Genomic DNA, 26,921 nt, shown 5'->3' with positions numbered 1-26,921 from the left:
GAAATTTCAACGGTTATAGCCTGCAATTTCTTTAAATGATATTCATAATTTGTTATCATATTTAAAAGTGGCGTGTCTGTTCGCGCAATTTTGTGTAATTTATCGATTTCGAATGAATATATTTATTAAGAAAGAGGAGCTAATGAATAACAGTTTAAGGAAAAAACTTAATTATTGTTTGGCGGTATTCATCTTTTCACTTATTATAGCTGCGTTTTGCTTCACTGACGTAGATGCTCAGTCTGTTCAGAATGCTACCGGATATGTCAATTCAAGCATCGGTGTCAACGTGAGGTCAGGCGCATCTACTTCAACAAGCAAAGTAATGGGGATCTCCAACAAAAGGAGAGTTACAATAACAGATGTTGTGTTTACGTCAAATTCTAATGGGGATGCTAAATATAGATGGTACCATATAAAATACGGAGGAAGGAGCGGCTACATCAGATCTGACTTTGTTAACAGGGTAGAATATTCCGCTGTTACAGGAAGAACTACCGCGGCTCTTAACAGCAGACTGGGTGCGGGTACCGGCTTCAAGCGGTCTACAACATTTGGAGCTAATGTTAATCTGACAGTGTTATTAAAGGCCAAGGCCAACAACTCCAATGTTAACTGGTACATGATTAAATATAACGGCGGGTATAATTTTGTGTGTGCTTCGTGGGTAAATATAACCGGCAGTATTTTTTCCGGCAATGAAGGCGGAACATCCAGCAATACCGGTACTACAACTCCACAGAATAAGCCCGGCATACAACCGACACCGGGGAATTCCCAGAACGGTCAGCCTTCCGATAATCAGACTGCACAGGGCGATTTTGAAAGCTCTATAGCTGCTTTTCCGGAGGATTATAAGGTTAAGTTGAGAGCGCTTCACGCTGCACATCCTAACTGGAAGTTCGTAGCGAAAAATACCGGCATAGATTGGAATACTGCGCTGGCTAAAGAGAGCAGAGATGGTGTTTCGCTCATTAATGGAGCATACCCTCTATCTTACAGAGATGTAAACTCATACAGCTTCAAAGCAAATAATCAAGCAAGACCTTTATACAATGCAGCTAAAGCGGGAGCAAGTACGATAGGTTCGGTTAATGCCAATACAGAGCTTGTGCTTCTCGATGAAGTATTCGCTGAGAATAAAGGTAGCGATGATGCGAAGTATGTACACGTAAAGACTGCGTCAGGGCAGATTGGATACATTCAGAACAGTGTTACTAATGAGAATTATTCAAATGAAGTATCCGGAACTGTGAAGGGTGGATACACTAATATAAGAAAAGGTGCCGGCACAGGCTATAGCAGAGTCGGAGGTGCTAATACCGGCAACAAAGTTTCCATTGTTTTGACAGCAAAGGCTGCTGACGGAGTAACCTGGTACAAGATTAAACATAACAACGGTTTCGCATATATTTGCGGCAATTTTGTTCAAGTTGATAACACAGCAGGTGGTACTCAGCCGGCACAGACACCTAAGGCATTGAATAATAACGGTTCTGTATATGGAACTGTAAAGCAGGAAGCAACCTATCGGATGGGACCATCAAATCTCTTCAAAGAAGTTGGAAAGATTGCAAATGGACAGGGCGTAACTATTATTTCTGTAGTTAAGAATGTTGATAATCAAAGCTGGTATAAGATTGCAGTTAGCGGCAAGGTATACTATGCTCCTGTTGATTCGATATCAGCAGCTGCTGATGTGAAATCCGACGATGCAAGCGTTAGTGGTAAGGTTCGCGATTATTTGAACTATAGGGCTTCGTATGATTTGTCCGGTGTGCCAGCAGGAACATTCTCCAAGAATACCGATGTAGTTGTTACGGGTGCAATCAGCTCTGCAAACTACACATGGTATAGACTTCAGTATAAGGGAAGAACCTATTATGCTGCATCTAATTGGATTACGCTTAGCGACCAGAAATATGAGGGGCGGGAAGCTGACGCACCTGCGCAGGAAAGTTCGACAAATGCTCAGCCTACTGTAGTCGGAATAGATTCGCTTCAGGGAACAGGTAAGTTCATAGCATCTGGAACATATATTCCTAAGGACGGATCAACATGGTTCAATGCTAACACTGAAGTTATCGGATACTACATGGATCCACGTAACTTTATAAACGAGAACAATATCTTCATGTTTGAAGATCTCTCATATCAACCATATCAATCCAATGCAGCGGTATCTAAGATCCTCTCGGGAACAGCACTTGAACGTAACGGATTCATGCCGGGTTGGTTCGTAAATGCTGGTCAGCAAAACGGTATGAGTCCAATCGCACTTGCAGCTCGTGCAAGACAGGAAACCGGAGGCGGCAGTATCGCAATAACCGGATATACGTACTTAGGCAAAACCTACTATAACCCATATAATATAGGAGCATATTCCGATGCTAATCCGGTGATGAGAGGTATGGAATATGCTAAAAGCCAGGGTTGGGATTCAAAGGAAAAGGCAGTTTTCGGCGGTGCTAAATTCATCGCCAACGGATACATCAAGAAGGGTCAGAATTCCGTATACTTCCAGAAGTTTAACGTTGCCAACGGCCCGAGCAGAGTAGGAACTCACCAGTATATGACTAATATTTCTGCCGGATATACTGAGTCGATTTCGACTAAGAACAGCTACAGCGCATATGGAATTACAAATGAATCTCTCGTATTTATAATTCCGGTGTTTAGCAATATGCCTGCGTCGACATCATTACCACACTAGTGATCGATGATTATTGGTTGAGCGTTTTACCCGATAGTCAATACGCTCTTCTTAAATTTAATAACAAGCCGAAACCGGGTAGCAACACTGATGTTGTTATCCGGTTTGATTCTGATTATTTGTTTTTTCTGCGAACTTTGCGCCTTGATATGTGTCTCTGGCGCGCAATCCGTTGTTAATTGAATTGAGGATTGTCCTTTTTTTATAGCTCCACTCCGGACTAACCAGCAGCATTCTCGGAACATCGCCAGTTAAGCGATGAATTGTTACATGAGGAGGAATGCGTTCTATCATACGAATAACTAAATCCACATATTCTTCAATGCTATTAAAAGATACGTAGTCAGGCATTTCCTGATATAGCGGGGAAGATCGAACGATATTCATCAGATGTAGTTTTATGCCAAATATCGAACTGCTGCAAACATAGTCAAGAGAACTCAACATATCATCTTGTGTTTCGCCAGGAAGGCCGAGGATGAGATGTACAACTGTCTTGATTCCTCTTTTTCTTAATTCGCAGACGGCTCTATCATAATCGGATAGCTGGTATCCAATATTCATCGAATCCAGTGTAGCATTATGAATTGACTGAAGTCCCAGTTCAACCCACATAAAGTGTTCTTTGTTAATCTCTGAAAGCAACTCCAGTACATCATCATAGAGACAGTCCGGTCTTGTTGCTATTGCAATTCCTTCGATTTCGGGATGCGATAGTGCCGCGTAAAACTTCTCTCTCAAAATATCTACCGGCGCATAAGTATTGGTGTGACTTTGGAAATAGGCCAGATATCCCACATTAGGCCACTTATTCTTGAGCAATTCTATCTGATCTCGTATATTTGATGCTAGTTCGCCAGAGCCTCCTGAAGAGCAGAACTTGCACCCTCCATATCCGACAGAGCCGTCGCGATTGGGGCAGGTAAAACCGGCTTCGATGGAAAGCTTTACCATCTTCTTCCCGAAATGTTCCTTGAGATATGTGCCTATTGAGTAAATTCTATTTTCTTTAATCAATTTCAATTGAAGCTCCAAACTGGTTTATAAATAAGTTGTATTTATTACAATATGTCATTTTTACTAGAAAACAACAAGAGATTTCTGTATAATTAATAGATAATTTGCAAAAAGAGGTAAATCCGATGAAAGAAAAATGCGATACCTACGTGAGATTTTGCACTAATGAGCTTCAACCCAATAGGTCAACCGCTTACCTCAATGTGAAGCTGGCTGACAGAAAACCGAGCATTCTGTTGCATGCATGTTGCGGACCGTGTTCTACGACGTGCGTTGAACGCCTGGCCTTTGATTACAATGTAACCGTTTTTTATTATAATCCAAATATAATGGATCAGGAAGAATATCTTTTGCGTAAGGACAACCTGATTAAGTTTCTTGATGCTTTTAACAATGAGTATCGTGATATGACTCATGTAAATTATATCGAGGGAGATTACAAGGTTGAAGATTTCATAAAGGTTACAAAGTCGCTGTGCGACGAGCCTGAAGGTGGCAAGCGTTGTGATGTGTGCTTTGAGCTTAGGCTTGCAGAAACGGGACGTAAGGCTAATGAGCTCGGAATGGACTATTTCGCGACAGCGATGGCCGTTAGTCCGCATAAGGATTATGCGTCAATTCTGAAAATTGGACAATCCATCGGTGACGCCAAAAACGTCAAGTTCTTGGATATGGACTTTAAGAAAAAGAACGGTTTTGGCAGAAGCGTGGAATTATCCAAGAAATACGGTTTATATAGACAGAAATTCTGTGGTTGTGAATATGCTCGAGCTATGATGAAGAATCACGAATAGCCGGGATATATCCGTAACGCCGAATATGAATATAAATTTAGATTTTTTATGGAAAGGTACTGAGATAAAATGGGCAAATTATTACTTCCGAAGGGTTATAAACCAATCATAGATCATGTTGAGACGCAGAGGGCAATCAAGAAGATTAAAGACTATTTTCAGCAGGAGCTGGCTTACGGTCTGCAGCTTCGGCGTGTTTCGGCGCCTCTCTTTGTGTTCCCGGAAACCGGACTTAATGATAATCTGAACGGCTATGAACGCAGAGTAAACTTTACAGTGAAGGACATTGATGAAAAGGAAGTCGAGGTTGTGCAGTCACTTGCAAAGTGGAAGAGGATGGCACTTGCAAAGTATGAAGTTGCTCCCGGACACGGCATTTACACGGATATGAATGCCATCCGTAGAGATGAGGAGCTCGATAACATACATTCCATCTATGTGGATCAATGGGACTGGGAAAAGGTTATCAGAGCTGATCAGCGCACCGAAGAGTACCTGGAGGAGACAGTCACAACTATCTACAATGCGATGAAAAATCTCGGTGACTACGTAAATCGTCTATATAGAGATATTCAGACAGAGCTTCCAAATGAAATAACTTTCATCACCACACAGGAGCTCGAGGACAGATACCCCGACAACACGCCCAAGGAACGTGAGAGATTTGCTGCGAAAGAATATGGTGCAGTATTTATTAAGAAGATTGGCGGAGTACTCGCGTCCGGACAGAAGCATGATGGTAGGGCGCCCGACTATGATGATTGGGAGCTTAACGGTGATATCATCGTTTGGAACGATGTGCTCGATGACGCTCTGGAGTTATCATCCATGGGTATACGTGTTGATAAAGAGGCTATGGTGTACCAGTGTAAAATAGACGGCAAGGAAGACAGACTTAAGCAGTCCTTTCACCAGAGTGTGTTGAGTGGCGACGTACCGCTATCTATTGGCGGAGGAATCGGACAGAGCAGAATTTGTATGTTTTTCCTTCAGAAAGCACATATCGGAGAAGTTCAGGCTTCTGTATGGCCGGAGGACATGATTGAGGCCTGTGCGAATGACAATGTTTTTTTGCTGTAAGATGTTCCGATAGATAGCTAATAAAATATCAGAGAAAGGATTCGTGTTCATGAGATATATCGATGTCGTTATTGATAATAAAAGTGAATATACGGATTCTTTTTTTACTTATAAGGCTCAAGATGATATCGCGGTAGGCGACAAGGTTTATGTTCCTTTTGCAAATCGCACAAAGAGCTCCGAAGGTTATGTTGTCAAAATTGACACGCTCCCCAAGCTTGACGAGAATAAAATAAAAGCTGTTTCCGGTGTCGACAGAGATCGTTCTTTAACATCTGAAATCATTGATACTGCAATATGGATGAGATCGAGATACGGAGTCAAGTATATCGATGCAATCAAAATGTTTGTTGTTGGCGGAAAGCGGATTCCGGATACATCGCAGGATGCAGATAACGGGGATACTGAATATCGAGAGTCGCCGCTTAAACTGTCTCAGGAGCAGCAGGCTGCTTTGACACAGATCTGCAACTCTATTGATAACGCAGCCGGCAAGACTTTCCTTATTCATGGCGTTACGAATTCGGGCAAGACAGAGGTATATATGCGTGCAGTTCAACGTTCTCTGGAAAAGGGAAAAACGGCCATAGTTCTTGTTCCGGAAATCGCACTGGCGTCGCAGATTGCGGAGAGGTTTGCAAAAAGATTCGGAAAAGATAATATCGCCATCATGCACAGCAGGCTCAAGACAAGCGAACGCCTTGCAGAATGGATTCGAATCAGAACCGGGAAGGCAAAAGTAGTCATCGGAGCCAGGACTGCGATTTTTGCACCGGCATCAGATATCGGGGTAATTGTCATAGATGAAGAGCATGAAGCTACATACAAATCTGACCACAATCCCAAATTTGAGACTGTTGATGTCGCTTTCAAGAGAGCCGGCCAGCACGGTGCAACTCTGGTTCTAGGAAGCGCAACACCAAGCATAGTTTCGTATAATAGAGCAAAGTCGGGCATTTATCAGTTAATCGAGATGAAGAATAGAATCGGCTCCAGTATCATGCCGGAGGTTCAAGTCGTCGATATGCGAGAAGAGCTGAGAGCAGGTAATTCCGGAGTGATAAGCAGAGCGCTTTTATCATCGATGGATGAAACGCTTGCAAGTAATGAGCAGGTAATTTTGTTTCTAAACCGTAGAGGCTTTTCTACACAGATCATGTGTCCGGATTGCGGTTACACAATGACTTGTCCCGACTGCGATATAACGCTCACGTATCATAAAAAAGAAAATGCAGCTATCTGTCATTATTGCGGCCGCAAATTTAAGGTGTCTGTTAAATGCCCTGACTGCGGAAACGAACATATGGCGTATGTCGGAACCGGTACTGAAAGGCTGGAAGAAACGATTGCCGAACTGATTCCTGCAGCTAAGGTTGAACGCTTTGATCTTGATACAGCAAAAAATAAGCGCGAGATCGAAGCTCTGCTCAAGAGGTTTAGAAATAAAAAGACAAACGTGCTTGTGGGAACACAAATTCTGGCAAAGGGTCTTGATTTTAGAAATGTAGGCTTAGTTGGAATAGTACTTGCCGACTCATCATTAAATATCCCCGACTACAGGTCTCCGGAACGCACATTTCAGCTCATCACTCAAGTTTCAGGTCGAGCCGGCAGAGCTAGTGGCGACAGTAAAGTTGTACTTCAAACTTATCAGCCGGATGATGATACGATAAAGAAAGCAGCGACCGGTGATTACGACGGATTCTATGAATCTGAGTTGCTTCACAGAGAGCGCATGAATTATCCGCCTTTTTCTGATATTATATCTATTACTTTTGTAGATAAGAAAGAGCTTAAAAATGGTGTTAGCTCAACGCTCGAACACGCAGCTGATTTTAGGAAATACCTGTTATCGATGAAGAATTTACCGACCTCCACAACAATCTATGAGCCGAAGTTTGACCTACAAAGGGGTGGAGCAGAACGCAATAGAGTGTATTTTTTTATAAAGGCACCTAAGGGCAGCAGGAAAGGCTTTGTAAATGCGTACATGATGTACCGAGATATGATGATAAAACATAAGAGTACTTGTCATATTGAAATGGATATCAATCCTTATGGTATAATATAGGGCGTAGATAGAAAGGAAGTACCATGGCACTTAGAAAGATTGTAATCAGGGGTGATGAAATCCTCACTAAGCAGTGCAAGCCCGTGAAAAATATTACTGACAGAATAAAGATTCTCTGCGAGGACATGATCGAAACAATGGTTGATGCTGACGGCGTAGGCCTTGCAGCTCCACAGGTCGGAGTTATGAAAAGGATTTTCGTCTGCAGACCGGAGCTCGAGGATTTTGAGAAGGTCTACGTGATGATTAACCCTGAAATTTTGGAGAAGGATGGTGAGCAGGATTCTGCAGAAGGATGTCTCAGTGTGCCCGGTTATATAGGAATGCTAAAGAGACCTGAGAGAGTTAAGCTGAGAGCTATGAATCTCGATGGAGCTACTAATGAGTATGAATTCAGCGGTTTTGCGGCAACTTGCATTATGCATGAAAACGATCATCTAAATGGTGTTGTATATCCGGATATCGCAGAGGAAGTGTACACAACGGAGCAGTACAACGAGATGATGGCTGAGATCGCTGAAGAGAGCGAGAATAAAAATAAAGAAAAGGAAGAAAAGGAAGACAAGTAGATGCACATTGTTTACATGGGAACTCCTCAATTTGCCGTGCCGACATTGCAAAAGCTGATTGCTGAAGGACACGAGATTGATCTGGTTGTAACTCAACCGGATCGCAAAGGTAATAGAGGCAAGGTAATATACTCTCCGGTTAAGGCGTGTGCGCTGGTGCACGGCATAGATGTTGCACAGCCATTTAGCATCAAGAATGATCCCGAGTTTGTAGACCTGCTCAAACAGATTAATCCTGAGCTGATTGTCGTAGCAGCATTTGGTCAAATCCTTCCTCAATCGGTGCTGGATATTCCGATACATGGATGTATCAATGTACACGGCTCGTTGTTACCGGAATATAGAGGTGCAGCGCCTATGCAATATGCTATTCTTGATGGCAAGACTGAAACGGGTGTGACAATTATGAAGATGGAAGCAAGTCTCGATACCGGAGATATGATCAGTTCTGCCAAAACTGAGATTGATCGCAAGGATATCGTCGAATTGTCTGAAGAGTTGGCGGAGCTTGGTGCCAACCTTGCAGCAGAAGCTGTCAAGCAGATAGAGCGGGGTCAAGAAACCTACACAAAACAAGACGATTCTCTGTCATCATACGCTCACATGATTAGCAAAGAAGATGGTTATACTGATTTTAATGCTTCGGCAGTATCAATAGATAACAAGATCCGTGCGTTCAAGGCTTGGCCAGGAACCTATACAACTGTAGGCGATAAGATATTAAAAATATTCGAGGCCGTTCCAACAAAGGATGTAGATGACGAGGCTCCTTATGGTACGGTTATAGAAGTAGACAGAGATTCGTTTGTTGTCAGATGTGCTGATGGCGCGCTGAAAATATACGAAGTTCAGCTACAAGGAAAGAAGAGAATGCCGGTTGCTGATTTCATACGGGGTTTCAGTCTGGATGTAGGTATGCGCCTGGGGATGCGCTTATAGACTGTAAATTGGAGGTAGTTTGAATATGTATATGTTTAATGGATATTATTCATCGTTGATCGTGCTAATTCCGGCAATGATATACACGATGATTGTTCAGGCACGAATTAATAATGCTTTTTCAACTTATATTAAAATTGAAAACAGCAAAGGAATATCCGGAGCTGAAGCCGCTAGATGTATGCTAGATGCAAACGGATTGCAGCATGTACAAATAAACATATTAGAAGGCAGTGCGCTTGAGAATTTCTACGATCCGCGCAGCAATACTGTAAATCTCAGTGCCGAGATCTACAATCAAGCTTCCGTTGCTTCAATATGTATTGCATGCCACGAAGTTGGACATGCAGTGCAGCATTCAGTCGGATATGCCCCTGTCAAGATGAGGAATGCTTTAGTACCGGTCATGAATTTGGCACAGAACACCTCGTGGCCGCTGATTTTATTGGGTCTGCTTTTATCTGCTACAAGCAACTATGGTTCCTTGCTGTTTAATATTGGGGTGCTATGCTTTGTAATTGTGGTGATCTTTCATCTGATTACGCTGCCGGTTGAGTTTAATGCGAGCAGCCGAGCGCTCAAGCAGATGAAGGAACTCAATCTTGTCGATAGCGCAGACTATAGGGGCAGCAAGAAAGTTCTCCATGCTGCTGCTATGACATATGTTGCAGCCCTGGCAACTGCAGCTGCTGCGCTCATAAGGGTACTGCTGATCAGAGGAAGCAGAGACTAATGAGTACGAATTGGAAGGCTGCGTATACAGCATTGTACAAAGTATACGCAGAAGATGCATATTCAAATTTGGCAATTAACGAAGCTCTCAGGGATAGTGATGTATCCTCGCAGGGCTTCGTTCGCGTTATGACCAAAGGAGTAATTCGCGATACTATCCTGATAGATGCCAATATAAACAGGTTTGCTGATAACGGAATAAAAAGTATTAAAAAAAGGCCCTTAATCATTCTACGTATGGGATTCTTTGCGATCGCCCGGATGAATTCCGTACCTCCGTACGCAGCGGTAAATGAAGCAGTGTCTCTAGCCGGGAGAATGACGCCGGGGGAGAAGGGATTTATCAACGCAGTGCTCCGAGCATTTGTCAGGGACGGCGGAAATTTAGTAATTTCAAGTACTGATGATAAGCTTAAAGAGATATCGTACGGGTATTCGTTTCCGTATCACCTGGTCAGATTTCTCAGCAAGCAGTATGGCAGCTCTGATATCGAAAAAATTATAAAAGGACTCTATGATATACCTGAACTGAATATTCGCCGGAATTCTAACGCTTGCGGTAGAGTCGATTTACTGAAGCGCTTGCATGATAGAGGGATAGTCGCATTTGTAAATGAGCTTACTCAAAATGGAATCATCGTTGAAGACGGCCAAGTTGTAAATACGCCGGAATATATGAGAGGGATGTTTTCAATACAAAGCACTTCATCTCTTCGCAGCATCGAATCATTCAATCCTGCGCCGGGGGATAAGGTGCTGGATCTGTGTGCTGCTCCAGGCGGAAAGGCGGCTGCAATGGCCGAAATGATGAATGATGAAGGGGTAATTATTGCAACGGATATTCATGAGCATAGAATACGGCTGATCAATGATACAACTGCTCGTCTAGGGCTAGGCTGTATTGATGCCGAGGTGGCGGATGCTGCTGTGTACAGAAGCGATTTTGACGAATACTTCGACAAAGTGCTAGCCGACGTACCATGTTCAGGACTCGGAGTAATCGCCGGTAAGCCGGAACTAAAACTGAGGGTAGATTTGGATGAGCTTCCTGAATTATACAAGCTGCAGTATCAGATCTTGGAAAACGCTTATAGATACCTTAAGCCGGGAGGCACACTTATGTATTCGACTTGTACAATCAATAAGAAGGAAAATGAACAGATTGTCGCAAAGCTGTGTGATTCCTTTGAAAAGGCACGGGTTATTGAATACAATTCAATTTTACCGTATAATAAGCAAGTAGGATTTTACTATTGTAAGATTCGGAAATAGTATCGTTTATAATATATAATTTACTCAGGTGGTAAGACTTTAATGAGAGTAGGATATTTAACAGATATGGGCATGAAGCGGCCCAAAAATGAGGATGCTGTAAAGGTACTTAGAGACAGCAATTTTTTTATGTTAGCAGACGGAGTAGGCGGTAATAAGTCCGGGGAGATTGCAAGTACTGCAGTGCTGGATTTCATGGCGGACTACGTGTATAACAACCCTATCGAGCTGGTCGAAGGCAGCGAGGCTATCTTTGTCTATTTCGAGAACGCCGTTAATTTTGTTAACGAGAGCATTTTGCAGCTTTCAAGCACTAGGCCGGAGTATGCAGGGATGGCGACAACGCTTGTATTTGCCTATGTAGATCACAAGATCCTGTATGTCGGCAATGTTGGCGATAGCCGCGTTTACTTCCTGCACAAGGATGAGGTTCATCAGATCACAGATGATCATACCTATGTAAATGATCTCGTCAAGATGGGAGCAATTACGCGCAGGGAAGCCGATAATCACTATAAGAAAAACGTGATCACTAGAGCAATTGGTGCCAACGCATATAACAACCCTGACTGCTTCAACATATACATGGAGCCGGACGATAGAGTATTGCTCTGCAGTGACGGGCTGTATGAGGAAGTCTCTGATAAGGAAATCCTTGAGATTTTTGAAGAGAGCGATGATATGCAGGACTGCGCTGAACGCCTGGTTGAACGCGCTAATCTAAATGGTGGAAACGATAATATTTCAGTAATTTGCATCGATATGTTGGAGGAATCAGATGAGTAGTAGACTTCTATCTGGCCGTTATGAACTCCTAGAGAAAATCGGTGATGGTGGTATGGCAGTCGTATACAAAGGCAAGGACAGACTGCTGAATCGCTTTATCGCAATCAAGATATTGAGGCCGGAGTTCACAAAGGATGCTTCGTTCGTTGAGAATTTCAAACGCGAGTCGCAGGCCGCCGCCGGACTTTCTCATCCCAACATCGTAAGTGTGTATGATGTCGGCAAGGAAGGAAATATCAACTATATTGTAATGGAGCTGGTTGAGGGGAAAAATCTAAGCACTATTATCGCTGAAGAAGCACCGCTCGACTACCGCAGAGTAATCGACCTGACTAAACAGGTTGCATCAGCTCTTAGAATCGCGCATAAGAATAAGATTATTCATAGAGATGTCAAGCCTCATAATATCATGGTCACTTCCGATGGTGTTGCCAAGCTGGCAGATTTTGGTATTGCCAAGGCTGTTAACGATGCAACTCTTTCAACTAACAGTAAGGTTATCGGATCAGTCCACTACTTCTCGCCTGAACAGGCAAGAGGTAACTACGTAGATGAGCGTTCCGATATCTATTCGCTTGGTATTGTTATGTATGAGATGCTAACCGGGAGAGTTCCGTTTGATGGAGATAATCCTGTGTCCATTGCGCTTAAGCATATCAACGAAGAGATTGTACCTCCACATGAATATGTAGACGGAATTCCACCTGCGCTTGAACGAGCAGTACTCAAAGCTACGAACAAGTTCCAGACCAATAGATTCAATAGCGCTGATGAGCTTATCGAAGAGCTCGACAATATAGAATTTGTTACAAAGGTTGTCGGGAATTCAATATTTGCCGAGGCCTCTAACGAGGTTGCACGCAAACGTTCAGATTTGGAGGACCCATCCGAGGATGAGGAGCTGCTGTCAAATCGCAAAGGCAAAAAGGCCAAGAAGAATAAGAAGCAGGGCAATAGCAGTCGCAAGAAGAAAATTATAAGAATTGCACTTGCCTTAGCTGCGATTTTGTTAATTGCTCTCGGTGTTGCTTTTGCAACGGGAAAATTCTCAGGAAAAGCGAAGGTGCCGGATCTTTCCGATATGACATACAAGGAAGCAAAAAAGGCAGCTGATGATGCCGGCTTCAAAATTGAAAAGGGGAAAGCTGTTTATTCGTCAGAGATTTCTGAGGGTCATGTAGTTGAACAGAATCCCGCAGGAGGCGAAGAAGCCAAGAAAGGCTCGACGATCAAGGTCAATTTAAGCAAGGGCTCAAAGGATGGAACTGTTCCTAATCTAGTAGGCCAGAATTATAAGAAGGTCGAAAAGGATCTCAAGAAAGCAGGATATAAGCTTGGTATAGTTAAGTCAGAGACATCGACTAAGCCTGAGGGAACTATCTTGAGTCAGGATCCCGCCGCCGGCAGCAATGCTGATAAGGGAACGAAGATTAACATAACAATAAGCGACGGAAAAGGTAAAGACAAGGGAACTGTTCCTTCTGTTACCGGTAAGTCGCTGGAAGAGGCAAAAGCCGCTATAAGGAATGCCGGATTTAGCGTTGGAAATATCACGTATGATGAAAGCAATGTTTATGGAAACGGCTATGTTATGTGGCAGCAGTATGCCGCTAACACTTCGCTTGAAAAAGGGCAAACTATAGATATCGAGGTCAGCAAGGGAGCTCCTTCATCAGGCGGAGGATCCTCCGGCAGCTCCGGCGGAAGCAGCGGTACAAAGTTATAGTATGCTGGGAAGAGTTGTTAAGGGAATTGGCGGTTTTTACTATGTAGATGATGGTCAAAGCGTGATAATAGGAAATGCGCGAAAAAATCTCAAGAGAGGAAAGAACATCATTTACGTCGGAGATATTGTCGAGTTTGAGCTTAGAAATGAAGATGGTGATTGTATTATCAACAAGGTGCGCGAAAGGAAAAATTTTCTTTCGCGCCCACCTGTTTCTAATCTGGACAAGCTGGTGGTAGTTTTCGCAGCTGCGTCGCCCAATCCTAATACCTTTATAATCGATAAGTTCACGGCAGCTATTCTGTACAATAAAATCGACGTTATAATCTGTATCACCAAGCCGGATCTCGTTTCTAATGATGAATTGAATAAGCTTGTCTCGACATATGATAGGGCTTTTCGGGTCGTTACAGTAAACGGAAAGACAGGAGAGGGAATACAGGAGCTGTACAAAATTATCAAAGGTAATAACGTTGCGCTTGCAGGTCCTTCAGGAGTCGGTAAATCAACCGTTATGAATTATCTGACTGGTAGAAATGATATTGAGACAGGAGCAATCAGCGACAAGACATCCAGAGGTCGTCATACTACGAGGCACGTGGAAATATTCAACATGGACGCTGAAACTCATTTCTATGATACGCCGGGCTTCACTTCGCTTGATATGCCCAGGATTGACAAGTATAGCGTCAGGGAGTATTTTCCGGAGATTAGAGAATACAAGGGGTACTGCAAATATCTAGATTGTATTCACGTGCAAGAACCTGAATGTGCCGTCAAGGAGGCGGTTACAGAGGGTAAAATAGCTAAGAGCAGATACGAATCTTATCTTGCGATTTTAGAAGAGGTAAAGAGATGGCAAAAATAGCACCTTCGATATTGGCCGCAGATTTTGCGAAGCTTGGCGCAGAGGTTGAGGATATCTGCAGGAGCGGATGTGACTATATTCATGTTGACGTGATGGATGGTGCGTTTGTACCAAATATAAGCTTTGGAAGTGCTGTTATGAAGAGTCTCAACGGATACGCAACTGTACCGTATGATGTTCATCTGATGATCGAAAATCCGGATCGGTATTTAGAGGATTTTGTAACTGATAACACTGAGTTCATCACAGTGCATTACGAAGCATGTTACCATATATGCAGGACGATTTCACATATCAAGGAGCAAGGGCTGAAGGCCGGCGTATCTATTAATCCCGGAACTCCGGTTTCTGCATTGGAAGCAGTTCTCCCACATGTTGACTTGGTTCTGGTTATGGCTGTAAATCCCGGATTTGGAGGTCAGACCTTTATTCCTGAAACTGTGGCAAAGGTTGCCAAGCTCAAGGATATCAGATCTTCAAAAACTTATGACTTCACCATAGAAGTTGACGGAGGAGTATGTGACAGAAATTCGTCCAAACTAATAGCCAATGGTGCAGACATTCTTGTTGCCGGTTCAGCAGTATTTAAACAAAAGGATAGAGCTCAGGCAATTATGAACCTGAGAAAGATTGATGCATAAAGCCAATGCCCGGCCTTCTAGCTTCTTAGAATGGCCAGGCAATTTTTCATATCTTCAGGAAGTGACGCCTCTACAGTTAATTTCTCCTTTGTCATAGGATGCCGAACTGTCATCTGTGCCGCATGTAAAGCCTGACGTTCCATCAGGCCCGGTGCGTCGCCGCCGTATAGACGGTCTCCGGTGATAGGATGGCCGACATGCTTTAAATGAACCCGTATTTGGTGCGTCCGCCCCGTATGGAGAGTGACCTCAACTAATGTGTTATTTGTAAATCTCTCTAACACACGTACATCTGTTATGGCGTCTTTTCCGCCTTCTTCGAGAACTGTTCTCTTTATTGACTCCTCTCTGGGTCTGCCGATAGGAGCATGAACAGTAAATTCATCTTCATCGATAATCCCATTTACTATAGCTATATACTGCTTATGTACTGTATTGGATCTCATCTGATGTGAGATATCGTTCTGAGCATTGGCGTTCTTGGCTACGATAACAATACCTGATGTATCCATATCAATCCTGTTCGCAAACCTGATTTTATAACTCTGATCGTGATCCTGCATATATTTCATTATGCCGTTTGCAATTGTATGATGCGGATGCCCCTTGGTAGGATGGACTATAATACCGGGCTGTTTATTGATAAACATCAGATCATCGTCCTCATACAGAACAATGACAGGAATATCCTCAACCGGGAAATCACTGGTCTCTTGCGGCAGTCTGATTGAAATCACATCTCCTTCTTCAGGTTTTTTGAATCCGGGTGTTTGTATATCGTTTAGATCAACCAGCTGCTGATATTTCATCTTGGTTTTAAATCTGGATGAGAATTTGAAGTTGGCCTTGATAATCTGGTTGATTGAGAGTCCAACCTCGTCTTGTGTAACGGTGTGATTGTATTTTCCCATTATTTCCTCTTGTTTTAATAGTATTTTCTACATTATTTATAGTAATTTACCCTTCAGCTTTTCCCAGTAATCATAGCCCGGGAGCCTAACCAGTTGGATCTGGCTGTCGGACTGCGTGACGTCAATTTTGGAAACTCGGCTAAATTCTCTGGTAAATCCGTCATAAGCGAGCAGCAGCTTATCGCCGACTGTACTTTTGCGAGTAATCATTCGTACTTTTTTGGAAGCAGGGTAGAGTATGCTTGATCTAAAGCACCTATATGCACTGGTGTTCAAGGGTGCCATAGGCGTCAGCTGCAAAGCATCAAGCTGTGGTGCAACCAGAGAGCCTCCAAGAGAATAGTTGTGTGCCGTAGAACCAACAGATGTGGATACCAGCATTCCATCACCTATAAACTCCTGTATTGGAGTATCATCCATGATGATGGCAAGGTGTGCAAGTTTAGCGTACATCCCCATTACAAGTATTTCATTGATGCCGATAAGCTCGTGCACACCGTCTCTATCGGTAACCAAAGCTCTAATAGGCTTGATTTTTTCAATAGTGTATTCTCTGCGTTCAAAATATTCCACAAACATCTCCAGCTGAGAGGGCATCAACTCCTGAAAAAATCCGAGATGACCTGTATTTATTCCTATTATAGGAGTTTCAGGCAATCTGCACTCATGAGCGCAATTCAGGAACGTTCCGTCTCCTCCAATGCACGCAATCAAATCAACTGACTCGTCGTACGTATCAGCGACTTCAATTTGACGAGCTTCCAAAACTTTAACGAGCTCAGCTCTGGTAGCCTTGGATAGTCCCGTATCATTACTATAGATGTATATCATTGTCGGTTTCATTTGAGTCCCTCAATCTAGATCATCTCATCGAGCTCTGCAACGAGGTTATTGAATGTTGATAACGCAGAAAGAACCGGTTCCTCAGCGCTCATATCTACGCCCGCAATCTTGAGCAGCTCTATAGGATGGTTAGAATCTCCTGTTGTCAGGAATTTTAAATAATCATCGCGCTCTGCTTCTCCGCCGTTGAGGATTCTGTTTTCGATAGCGTTTGCTGCAGAGTAGCCTGTTGCATACTGATATACGTAGTACGCACGGTAGAAGTGTGGAATCCTCGACCACTCGTACTGTATAAGGTCATCGTGCTCGATAGCAGAACCGTAGTACATAGTGTTGAGCTTGTCATACTCCTTATTCAGCGTTTCTGCAGTGAGCGAACCGCCGGCTTCTACAAGCTCATGGGCTAACTTTTCAAATTCGGCAAACATAGTCTGCCTAAATAGAGTCCCTTTAAATTCGTCTATATAGAAGTTGACAAGATACTTCTTCATATCGTCAGATTCAGAGGTCTGAAGCAAGTAGTGAATAAGCAAAGTTTCATTCACTGTACTCGCAACCTCGGCAGTAAAAATCGAATGACTGCCATATATATATGGCTGTTCCTTGCGCGTGTAATACGAATGCATCGAGTGCCCGCCTTCGTGAACAAGCGTAAACACATCTCTGAGATCTCCGCTGTAATTCATCAAAATGTATGGGTAGCTATCATAGGAGCCAAAACTATATGCTCCCGAGGTCTTGCCTTTATTCTCATAGACATCCACCCAGCGCTCTTCAGTCAAGCCCTTGCGAAGCACGCTGACATATTCCTCACCAAGAGGAGCGAGTGCTTTGCATGCGATATCAACAGCCTCTTCAAAGCTGCACTTGAGGCCTTCGGGTTTAACCAGAGGTCTGTATACATCGTACATTTTAAGCTCGTCTACCCCAAGGGCTCGCTTTCTGAGCTCCATATATCTATGCATAGCCGGTAAGCTTCTGTGCACTGCATCAATAAGGTTCTCGTATACGGAGATAGGGATGCATTCGCCAGACAACGCACTGTCGAGAGTTGATTCATATTTGCGCATTCGTGACATAATCACATCATGCTTGACGTTGTAGTTGTACATAACCGAAATGGAATTGTTAAATTCCTTATATCGTCCATAAAGCAATTCAAAAGCTTGCTTTCTCACGTTGCGATCTTCCGACTCCATGAGCTGTACGTAATTGCCATGGGTTAGCTCTACCTCATTGCCGTCATCATCTGTAACAGTGCCAAATGTTAAGTCGGCATCGCTGAACATCGTATATATCTCGTCCGGGGCTTTTGCCGTCTCACTCAGCTGCGCTATTATTCGTTCTTCATCAGATGAGAGAACGTGCGGTTTGCTGATCATGATGGAATCGAGCATAAACTTATAAACTTTGAGTTCAGATAGCTCTGCGACATAGCGGTCAATAGTCTCCTTGTCGGTTTCGAGGAGTTCAGGCGTGAAGAATGACAGGTTGGCTGATATCTGAGCTACAACTGATAACGATTTGCTGTTCATCTCAGTGTATTTTGAATTTGCATTGTCCTCATCATGACGCATGCGAGAGTATACAAAAGCATTTTCCGCCTTGCGCATAATATCGACATACAGGTCGAGAGCGTTCAGCAGATGCGAAGCGGATGATGTAATCGTTCCTCTAAGCGATGAGAATTCCTGACTTTCGGTTAGGGCGGAGGTTAAATCCTCGTCCCATTTTGATTCGTCAGGATACATAGCTTCAATATTCCATTTATCATAAGCCGCTATCTCGGAGCGGTTTTTTGATTCGTATTTATTCATTTAGTTAACTCCTTATGCTATAATTGACGATGTATCATTATAGCATAAATCATTTTAAAGGTGAATTAATGGACAGAGATAAGCTGTACGAAATATTGGATATTGAGTCTCCCGACGAGTTCGAGTACTACGAAAATCTGTCAGCTCTGTTGGAAGCAGATGAAATGATAGACAGTGATCTCATTTTAGCCTTGCTGAAGGAAATAGAGCTCGAAAAACTCGCGGATATGTTAGAATCATACTTTGACGAATGGAACAAGGTAATCCCGGATGAGCTTGCCGAACTGTATGTGACCATCGATACCGCAAAGCTCAGTATAATGGGAAATTTCAACGAATATATGACGGATGAAGATTATTCTTCGCTCGCTCAAGCGATATATGATTTTAGACGCTGGTACGTACTCGAGGATCACGTGCATGACGAGGAGTCGGGAATTGAACTCAATGTGAGGGATGCGCGATACAACTTGAGCGCATCGAGATTCACAGGAGACGAATGTAATTACAATTTTGACGATGCATATCAATATGTCGGAGATTCATACTCGGTCAAGGTATCTGACATCATAGAGGCTGAATACAATTAGGAGGACATATGCTGGAAGTTATTGCGCTCGATTCGGGCGTTAGACTAATACTAAATTCGATGGATTCAGTGAGATCGTTATCCATCGGTATATGGTGCAACAACGGCTCGGTGAATGAGAATGACGATGAGCAGGGGATATCTCATTTTATCGAGCATATGCTTTTTAAAGGTACGGAAAACCGCAGTCACTTCGATATCGTCAACGAAATCGACAGTCTGGGCGGTCAGACGAACGCTTTTACAGGCAAGGAAGCCACCTGCTTTTATGTAAAATGCCTTGATGAACATTTTCGTGCGACAGCAGATGTGCTTACCGACATGATCTGCCATCCGACGTTTCCGGCAGACGAGCTTGAGAAGGAGAAGCTTGTAATCGTTGAAGAGATCAACATGAATGCTGATGATCCTGACGATGTTGCGTTTGACATGCTTGAAGACAGTATTTATGTGGGGATGAGAATGGCGCATCCGGTGCTTGGTACCAAGGAAACTGTGTCTTCGTTTGATCATGACAAGCTAAATGAGTACTATTTTAATCACTACACAAGAGACGAGATTGTAGTATCGATAGCGGGATCGTTTGACAAGGCGGAGGTGATAGGGTACTTTGCCGAAAAGTTTTACAACCTCAAGGAGCACAGAGCAGACAGTACAGTCAAGAATATATCCAAGGTTCCTGATGGCAGCTATCTGGAGATTCGCAAGGAGATTGAACAGTCGCATTTGGCTATGGGCGTAAGGCTGTTTCCGGCGGATGATGACAGAAGATATCCGATGATGCTCTTATCCAATCTGCTGGGGGGAGGCATGTCCTCGCGTCTGATGCAAAATGTCCGTGTCAAGAAAGGGCTGGCATATTCAGTCTATGCCATGACTGGCTTCTATGCGCATATTGGAGTATTCATCATTTCGGCCGGAGTTGCAAAGGAAAGAACACAGGAAGCTCTCGATGCTATCAGAGAAGAATTGGACAGGCTCAAAGGTGATGATATCAGCCTAATGGAGTTCAACAGCTCAAAGGAGCAGCTCAAGTCCGGATTTATATTCAGTCAGGAAAGTGTACAGAGCCTGATGATATTTAATGGGCGAAATATGCTCACATATGGTCGGTGTATTTCACCTTCTGAAGTGCTTCAGACAATTGAACGTATCACACTCGACGATATTAACGCTATCAAGTACATGATAGCTGATTACGATTCATATAGCATAATTAATGTTACGGGTAAAAATTAACCGTTAAATATATGAGTTTGCTACTGTATACTTCGTACTTATCGTCGAAGCGCTAACGATAAAACAGAAAGGATATCATTAATTATGGAGCTGAAAGTTATTTCAAGGAGCGGTGTTTTGCCGGGATACGCTACCGACGGAGCTTCAGGTCTGGACCTCAGGGCTTATCTGGATGAATCCATTACACTGGCTCCTATGGAGAGACGCTTAATTTCTACCGGTATTTTCATACAGATTCCGGAAGGCTATGAAGGTCAGGTTAGGGCTAGGTCGGGACTTGCCATTAAGCATGGGATCGGGCTTGTAAACAGCATCGGTACGATCGATTCCGATTACAGAGGTGAGCTCAAGATACCGATGATAAACTTTGGAAGTGAAGAATTTACTGTTCATAACGGAGACAGAGTTGCTCAGCTTGTAATTGCCGCTTATGAGAGAGTTGAGCCGGTTTTAGTCGAAGAACTGGATGATACTGAACGCGGTGCAGGCGGTTTTGGACACACAGGGGTAAAGGGATAGATGCTATTAAGACAAGAGCTTGAAGAGCGTGAATATGAACTGCTCGATGCAAGAGCATCCAAAGCTCTGGCATCCGCCGGCAGAGAGGTTCCCGAAGAAAAGTGCGACTTCCGTACGGACTATCAACGTGACCGTGATAGAATTATTCATTCAAAGGCATTTCGGAGGCTTATGCACAAGACTCAGGTATTTCTCGCACCCGAAGGAGACCACTATCGGACGAGATTAACACATACCCTTGAAGTTGCCCAGGTTGCGAGGACTATAGCCAGAATTCTCAATTACAACGAAGATTTGACCGAGGCGATTGCTCTGGGTCATGATTTAGGGCACACTCCATTCGGTCACAACGGCGAGGATGTGCTCAACCGCATTCACGAGGGTGGCTTCCGTCACAACGAGCAGAGCTTGCGAACAGTCGAGCGCCTTGAATGTACTGCCAAAAGAATAGGGCTTAACCTTACAAAGGAGGTACGGGACGGGATTCTGAATCATCGCGGTGCAGTAATCCCTATCACACTGGAAGGTCAGATCGTCAAGATTAGCGACAGAATCGCCTATATTAATCACGATATTGACGATGCGATTCGCAGCAATGTTATCAGTGCTGCAGATTTACCTGCCGAGGATCTTGATATTCTCGGTCATTCGCATAGTATGCGCATCAATAATCTGATAACGGACCTCGCCAGAACAAGTGATGGGAAGGATGTCATCAAGCTTAGCCCTGATTATAACGACGCGCTTTTACATCTTCGAAAATATATGTTTGATAATGTATATTGCAGCGAACTTGTTAAGAAAGAGGAAGATATGAATAAAGTCGAAGTCGTCATCACTGCACTCTATGATTATTTCGTTCAGCATCCTGCCAAAATGCCCGAGCTTTATCGCGAGGTTGCATCGGAGGATGGAACCGGGATTGCAGTTAAGGATTATGTTGCGGGTATGACAGATCGCTATGCGATATCTCTATATTCAGAACTTTTCGTTCCTCGCGGCTGGACAGATTTTAAATAATGATTTATTTTGCGCACAAGCCTAGAGCAGTAAGGAGAGACTATGGCATTCAATAGCAATTTTGTAGATGAGATTAAATCGAAAGTCAATATTGTAGATGTCATCGGACGTGAAGTCCCCCTCAAGCGTGCTGGTAGCAATTACAAAGGACTGTGTCCCTTTCACAATGAGAAGACACCATCCTTTATGGTCAACGAGCAAAAACAGATATTCAACTGCTTTGGCTGTGGAGAGAAAGGTGACGTTATTCACTTCGTTCAGCGATATAACAACCTCGAATTTATGGAGGCATGCGAAAAGCTGGCAGAAGAGTACAACATCGAGCTTCCTAAGCGTGGTGGTCATAAGAAAGTTGATTTGACTCACTACTACGAGATAAACTCCATGGCTGCCAGATTTTTCTTTGATAATCTGACGAAGCATGCTAACCCTGGATACACGTATATCCATAAGCGCGGACTTAGTGATGACACTATTCGCCATTTTGGTCTGGGATACTCGCCTAATTCATGGAATAACCTTTATGACTATTTGCGAGATAAAGGCGTGTCCGACGAGGATATGCTCAAGCTGGGGCTTGTCAATAAGGGCAAGAAAGGTCTGTATGACAAATTTCGCGGACGAGTCATGTTTCCTATCTTCAACACTCAGAGTAAGATCATAGGCTTTGGAGGCAGGGCGCTTGGTGATGAGATACCTAAATACCTCAATTCTTCGGAGAGTGATGTGTTCCTCAAGAAGAACAATCTATACGGACTAAACTTCACCAAAAAGTACATTGGAAAGGACGATCAAGTCCTGATGGTCGAAGGATATATGGACGCTATTTCTCTTTATCAGAGTGGCGTTCGTAATGTTGTCGCTTCGCTTGGAACCGCATTGACGGAGAATCAATGCCAATTGATCACCAGATACACCAAGAATGTCGTGTTATCATACGATTCCGACAGTGCCGGTATCAAGGCGGCACTCAGAGGTATTGATGTAATGCGCACAGTGCACGCTAACGTCAGGATACTCCAAATTAAAGGCGGTAAGGATCCTGATGAATTCGTCAAAAAATATGGCAAGGAGGAATTTTTAAAGCTGGTAACAGGGGCGTTGCCGGCCACTGATTTCTCACTGGAGATGATTAAGAAGAATTTCAACCTTGACGACAATCTCGAGTTGATTGAGTACGTGCGCAGTTGTGTGCCTATTCTCAAAAAGCTCGGAGCCGTCGAACAGGATCTGTATATCAAAAAATTGGCTACAGAGTTTGATATCTCTGAGCATGCAATTCACACGGAGCTTGCTTCAGCTGAAGGGTCAAGAAGATACGGATATAACAATAACCGCTTTTCTGACAGACAAGATCGCATTCGTTTAAAATACAGTAATGACGAGCGCATAGAACTGTCGTTACTCTATCTGCTGACAAGGGATGCGCGTTTTCTCGGGCAATTTGCTGAGGACGGCATTGAGTTCAGAACCGGCATAGGCCAGCAGTTTTTTGAGATTGCCGAGAAGTTAATCAGTGGAAAAGCTGCTTCGGAAATACGGATAGAGGATGTATATAAAGAAGTGGATCCTGAGGATGAAAAGAAGCTTCGGAACCTGCTCTCAAATATAAGAATAGGTGCGGATGAAGCTTCGTACTATAGAGAATGTTACGTCAAGTATATGCAGATGCAATATGGGGAAAAGATAATAGAGCTTCAAAACGCGATTGCAGTCGCAGAGAAGCTGGGAAATGAAGAAGAGATCTCACGTCTTGCGCTGCAGCTACAAGATATAGAAACTAAAAGAAGAAAGGTCAGGTAGAACATGCCAAAAAAGGAAACAGGCGAAGCAACTGCAAATGAGCGCGTTGAACAGGCTGTCGAGGAGATCATGAAGCTCTCCGAGAACACGGGTAATGAGATTACACTTGCTGAAATTGGAGAGCATCTATCAAAGATTAAGCTCAATAAAGACCAGATTGATGAGGTTTATGATCTGGTTGAGAAGAACGGCATCAGTATTGTCGACACTAGGGAGCCTAATGGCAATGAGCTTGATGATGTCGAGGATGAGGATGACTCAGCTGATGGGGTTGTGCTTAAAAACAACGGAGAGATCGATGTTGATGCTACAGTTCCTAAATCTCTTCCTACCGATGATGCCGTCAGAATGTACCTCAAGGAGATCGGAAAGGTACCGCTGCTGACCGGAGAACAGGAGAGAGAGCTCGCAATCCGCATGGAACAGGGAGACGAAGATGCTAAGAAAAAGCTCTGCGAGTCCAATCTCCGTCTGGTCGTCAGCATTGCTAAGAGATACCTCAATAGAGGTCTGAGCTTCCTCGATTTGATTCAGGAAGGCAACCTTGGACTGATAAAAGCCGTTGACAAATTTGATTACACCAAAGGCTATAAGTTTTCGACTTATGCAACTTGGTGGATTAGACAGGCCATTACACGTTCGATTGCTGACCAGGCCAGAACGATCAGAATTCCTGTGCACATGGTTGAGACTATCAACAAGCTGATTAGAATTTCCAGACAGCTGCTGCAGGAACTAGGGCGCGAACCAACTTCAGAGGAAATCGCTAAGGAAATGGGTATTACGGTGGAAAAGGTTAGAGAGATTAAGAAAATTTCGCAAGACCCGGTTTCGCTTGAAACCCCAATCGGCGAAGAAGAGGATAGCCATCTCGGAGACTTTATTCCGGATGATGATGTGCCGGCACCGGTTGAGGCTGCAGCTTATTCGATGCTCAAGGAACAGCTTATGGAGGTACTCGACACACTGTCAGAGAGAGAAAAAAAGGTACTGATGCTAAGATTCGGACTCGAGGACGGCAGACCGCGTACACTCGAGGAGGTCGGTAAAGAGTTTAATGTTACCAGAGAGCGTATTAGACAGATTGAAGCTAAAGCTCTCAGAAAGCTTCGCCACCCGAGCAGGAGCAAGAAGCTTAGAGATTACTTGGAGTAAATATGAAGGCTAGTGACAGAATCAAAGCTATTTGCGCAGCTGTCGCTGAAGGTGAGACTGTTGCGGACATAGGCACTGACCATGCCTATGTCCCGTTAATTCTATACAAAAGTCAGACTTCACCGTCAGTGATTATGTGTGACATAAGTGAAGAATCGCTATCCAAGGCTAGATCCAGCTTTCAAAATGCCAACATAGTCATGCCGGAATCTGCATTTAGGGTTGGTAACGGACTTGATGTTATTAAAGCCGGTGAAGTAGATGATGTTATAATAGCTGGCCTCGGTGGACTTACGATAGTTGATATATTATCGGAGACTGATAAGCTGTACAGTTTCAAAAAGCTGATTTTGCAGCCTAGAAATAACAGTGGCTGTGTCAGGAGCTTCCTGTATGAAAAAGGCTTCGACATTATTACGGATTTGCTCGTCATGGAGGGAAATTTCTCGTGTGAAGTTATTGTCGCGCTCAGAGGAGAGATATGTTTGACGGATAAATATTCCGGTTTATTCACAATAAGAGAGCTGCCCTATAGCAAATCGGACATTCGTTGGAGATACCCGAGGGTTATACTGCAAAGCGAAAAGCGAGTAGTTCTGAATCGTCTTCAACATGCTATAAATAACCATGTTCAGGAGATTAATAACCTGCGCAGAAGCAGAGAAGATAATGGCAATCGCATTAGACTTGTGAAGTCCGAGCTTAAATACCTGCGTGAATTAAAGGGTGAGATAGATGAATAAGCGACTTAATTTTATCGGCGTTGCCACGATGTATGTAGGCGTAATTATGGGTGCCGGATTTGCCTCCGGCAGAGAATGCTGGCAATTTTTCGGCATATTTGGAAGCAAGGGATATATTGGAATTATTCTAAATGGAATAGGCTTTCTGCTGATAGCTGCCATGCTCAACTATGTTGCGATCTCCAAGAACACCATAATGCTCGGGGAATTGATATCTCCTTTCAAAAGCGTGAGACTCTCAAAGGCAATAGGTGTGATATTAGCATTTATCTACTACACCATGCTAATCGCTATGTCATCTGCCGGCGGTGCTCTAGTCAATCAGGTCTTCGGTATACCTCAGTGGATTGGCGGGGGAATCATCACTGTGCTTACACTGCTGACAGTTCTCGGTGATTTTTCCAGAGTATCGGAAGTATTCAAGAGATTTGTACCTATGCTGTTTGCTATCTGCATATTAGCGATTATATTGGTTCTGTCAGTTCATACAGACGCTCCTGCGGGTAAATCCTTCAAACCCGGAGGCATATCTCCTAATTGGCAGCTGTCCGCGTTGCTGTTCTTGTCATATAATTCGCTCGGTATGATCGCAATGGCCGGATCCTCTGCAGTGAATGCCAAGAACTCAAAACATGCATATCTTGGTGCAGCATTAGGGTTAGCTTTTCTCACCGGACTTACACTGATGCTCCTGACAGTTCTTCTAAAGGGGCCGGAGTACTCGAGCACATTAGGACTTCCGATGGTGGGATGGGCGTCTTTAGTCAATAGAAAATTTGGTTATATATATGCAGTTGCCCTCATGGGAGCGATTTATCAGACTTCATGCAGCACATACTACGGATTTAGCACTACCATAAAAAAGGGCAAGTATAAAAAGTACGTGCTGATTGTCGGCGCTGTCATCGGATTTGTCCTCGGGCTAACTGATTTTAAAGATATTGTAGGTGTTCTGTACCCGGCACAGGGATACATAGGGTGGCTAATTTTGCTGTTGATATCATTAAACTTCTTTAATGAACTTATTAATAATACAAGAATTGTCAATAATGAATTAAAATAGATTCATCACAA

24 protein-coding genes are annotated in these 26,921 nt (G+C 43.5%); 20 read left to right on the top strand and 4 right to left on the bottom strand.

Going from position 1 to position 26,921, the window contains the following annotated elements:
• The first annotated feature begins 142 nt into the window (after positions 1-142).
• A complete protein-coding gene (locus tag HMPREF1152_RS08095; protein WP_009644628.1) occupies positions 143-2,713 on the top strand; it encodes an SH3 domain-containing protein in 2,571 nt (856 codons plus the stop codon).
• A 96-nt stretch (positions 2,714-2,809) separates the two neighbouring features.
• Here the strand turns inward: HMPREF1152_RS08095 and HMPREF1152_RS08090 are convergent, their stop codons facing one another.
• A complete protein-coding gene (locus tag HMPREF1152_RS08090) occupies positions 2,810-3,736 on the bottom strand; it encodes a TIGR01212 family radical SAM protein (RefSeq protein WP_009644657.1) in 927 nt (308 codons plus the stop codon).
• A gap of 119 nt (positions 3,737-3,855) precedes the next feature.
• Between HMPREF1152_RS08090 and HMPREF1152_RS08085 the strand changes: the two genes are divergently transcribed.
• The 11 genes from HMPREF1152_RS08085 to rpe all read left to right on the top strand — a co-directional run bounded on the left by HMPREF1152_RS08085 (position 3,856) and on the right by rpe (position 15,208).
• Positions 3,856-4,524 (top strand): epoxyqueuosine reductase QueH, encoded by a 669-nt coding sequence (locus HMPREF1152_RS08085; protein ID WP_009644612.1) that lies wholly within the window; start codon positions 3,856-3,858, stop codon positions 4,522-4,524.
• A 69-nt stretch (positions 4,525-4,593) separates the two neighbouring features.
• Positions 4,594-5,604, top strand: coding sequence for an aspartate--ammonia ligase (asnA, locus tag HMPREF1152_RS08080; RefSeq protein ID WP_009644827.1), 1,011 nt, complete (start codon positions 4,594-4,596; stop codon positions 5,602-5,604).
• Between the two features lie 49 nt (positions 5,605-5,653).
• Positions 5,654-7,675, top strand: coding sequence for a replication restart helicase PriA (gene priA / locus HMPREF1152_RS08075; RefSeq protein WP_009644730.1), 2,022 nt, complete (start codon positions 5,654-5,656; stop codon positions 7,673-7,675).
• A 23-nt stretch (positions 7,676-7,698) separates the two neighbouring features.
• Positions 7,699-8,244 (top strand): peptide deformylase, encoded by a 546-nt coding sequence (gene def / locus HMPREF1152_RS08070; RefSeq protein ID WP_009644813.1) that lies wholly within the window; start codon positions 7,699-7,701, stop codon positions 8,242-8,244.
• Entirely contained in the window at positions 8,245-9,183 is a 939-nt protein-coding gene (gene fmt, locus HMPREF1152_RS08065) for a methionyl-tRNA formyltransferase (protein WP_009644719.1), read from the top strand.
• Positions 9,184-9,208: 25 nt separating this feature from the next.
• Entirely contained in the window at positions 9,209-9,916 is a 708-nt protein-coding gene (locus HMPREF1152_RS08060) for a zinc metallopeptidase (RefSeq protein ID WP_009644626.1), read from the top strand.
• The gene (gene rsmB, locus HMPREF1152_RS08055) at positions 9,916-11,187 is read left to right on the top strand and encodes a 16S rRNA (cytosine(967)-C(5))-methyltransferase RsmB (RefSeq protein WP_009644850.1); all 1,272 of its coding nucleotides are present in this window, start codon (positions 9,916-9,918) and stop codon (positions 11,185-11,187) included. Before HMPREF1152_RS08060 ends, rsmB begins: the two co-directional genes overlap by 1 nt.
• 42 nt (positions 11,188-11,229) lie before the next feature.
• The gene (locus HMPREF1152_RS08050; protein ID WP_009644782.1) at positions 11,230-11,973 is read left to right on the top strand and encodes a Stp1/IreP family PP2C-type Ser/Thr phosphatase; all 744 of its coding nucleotides are present in this window, start codon (positions 11,230-11,232) and stop codon (positions 11,971-11,973) included.
• Positions 11,966-13,699 (top strand): Stk1 family PASTA domain-containing Ser/Thr kinase, encoded by a 1,734-nt coding sequence (pknB, locus tag HMPREF1152_RS08045; protein WP_050992659.1) that lies wholly within the window; start codon positions 11,966-11,968, stop codon positions 13,697-13,699. The genes HMPREF1152_RS08050 and pknB overlap by 8 nt, the downstream gene beginning before the upstream one ends.
• A gap of 1 nt (position 13,700) precedes the next feature.
• Positions 13,701-14,567, top strand: coding sequence for a ribosome small subunit-dependent GTPase A (gene rsgA, locus HMPREF1152_RS08040; RefSeq protein ID WP_009644843.1), 867 nt, complete (start codon positions 13,701-13,703; stop codon positions 14,565-14,567).
• A complete protein-coding gene (gene rpe, locus HMPREF1152_RS08035; protein WP_009644685.1) occupies positions 14,555-15,208 on the top strand; it encodes a ribulose-phosphate 3-epimerase in 654 nt (217 codons plus the stop codon). The genes rsgA and rpe overlap by 13 nt, the downstream gene beginning before the upstream one ends.
• 17 nt (positions 15,209-15,225) lie before the next feature.
• Here the strand turns inward: rpe and HMPREF1152_RS08030 are convergent, their stop codons facing one another.
• Genes HMPREF1152_RS08030 through pepF form a run of 3 tightly spaced genes read right to left on the bottom strand, consistent with a single transcriptional unit; the run spans position 15,226 to position 18,779 of the window.
• Positions 15,226-16,119 (bottom strand): RluA family pseudouridine synthase, encoded by an 894-nt coding sequence (locus tag HMPREF1152_RS08030; RefSeq protein WP_009644595.1) that lies wholly within the window; start codon positions 16,117-16,119, stop codon positions 15,226-15,228.
• A 36-nt stretch (positions 16,120-16,155) separates the two neighbouring features.
• The gene (locus HMPREF1152_RS08025) at positions 16,156-16,962 is read right to left on the bottom strand and encodes an NAD(+)/NADH kinase (protein ID WP_009644742.1); all 807 of its coding nucleotides are present in this window, start codon (positions 16,960-16,962) and stop codon (positions 16,156-16,158) included.
• Between the two features lie 14 nt (positions 16,963-16,976).
• Positions 16,977-18,779, bottom strand: coding sequence for an oligoendopeptidase F (pepF, locus tag HMPREF1152_RS08020; protein ID WP_009644752.1), 1,803 nt, complete (start codon positions 18,777-18,779; stop codon positions 16,977-16,979).
• 68 nt (positions 18,780-18,847) lie between these two features.
• On the opposite strand from pepF, the gene HMPREF1152_RS08015 reads away from it, so the two are divergent.
• The 8 genes from HMPREF1152_RS08015 (at position 18,848) to HMPREF1152_RS07980 (ending at position 26,910) form a co-directional block, all read left to right on the top strand.
• On the top strand, positions 18,848-19,369 hold the full coding sequence (locus HMPREF1152_RS08015; protein ID WP_009644791.1) for a hypothetical protein: 522 nt from the start codon (positions 18,848-18,850) through the stop codon (positions 19,367-19,369).
• A gap of 8 nt (positions 19,370-19,377) precedes the next feature.
• On the top strand, positions 19,378-20,607 hold the full coding sequence (locus HMPREF1152_RS08010; protein ID WP_009644708.1) for a M16 family metallopeptidase: 1,230 nt from the start codon (positions 19,378-19,380) through the stop codon (positions 20,605-20,607).
• 84 nt (positions 20,608-20,691) lie between these two features.
• Positions 20,692-21,126: a dUTP diphosphatase gene (dut, locus tag HMPREF1152_RS08005; RefSeq protein ID WP_009644789.1), complete on the top strand. Its 435-nt coding sequence runs from the start codon at positions 20,692-20,694 to the stop codon at positions 21,124-21,126.
• On the top strand, positions 21,127-22,146 hold the full coding sequence (locus HMPREF1152_RS08000) for a deoxyguanosinetriphosphate triphosphohydrolase (protein ID WP_009644844.1): 1,020 nt from the start codon (positions 21,127-21,129) through the stop codon (positions 22,144-22,146).
• 42 nt (positions 22,147-22,188) lie between these two features.
• Positions 22,189-23,949 (top strand): DNA primase, encoded by a 1,761-nt coding sequence (gene dnaG / locus HMPREF1152_RS09650; protein ID WP_009644630.1) that lies wholly within the window; start codon positions 22,189-22,191, stop codon positions 23,947-23,949.
• 3 nt (positions 23,950-23,952) lie between these two features.
• The gene (gene rpoD / locus HMPREF1152_RS09645) at positions 23,953-25,104 is read left to right on the top strand and encodes an RNA polymerase sigma factor RpoD (RefSeq protein ID WP_009644733.1); all 1,152 of its coding nucleotides are present in this window, start codon (positions 23,953-23,955) and stop codon (positions 25,102-25,104) included.
• Between the two features lie 2 nt (positions 25,105-25,106).
• The gene (locus HMPREF1152_RS09105; protein ID WP_009644807.1) at positions 25,107-25,847 is read left to right on the top strand and encodes a tRNA (adenine(22)-N(1))-methyltransferase; all 741 of its coding nucleotides are present in this window, start codon (positions 25,107-25,109) and stop codon (positions 25,845-25,847) included.
• Positions 25,840-26,910, top strand: a complete 1,071-nt coding sequence (locus tag HMPREF1152_RS07980; protein ID WP_009644816.1) for a YkvI family membrane protein — start codon at positions 25,840-25,842, stop codon at positions 26,908-26,910. Before HMPREF1152_RS09105 ends, HMPREF1152_RS07980 begins: the two co-directional genes overlap by 8 nt.
• Positions 26,911-26,921 lie beyond the last annotated feature (11 nt).

The organism is Mogibacterium sp. CM50, assembly GCF_000293155.1.
GTDB lineage: Bacteria > Bacillota > Clostridia > Peptostreptococcales > Anaerovoracaceae > Mogibacterium > Mogibacterium timidum.
Note: the sequence above shows the minus strand (reverse complement) of the source record. Positions and strands in the feature narration are given on the sequence as shown.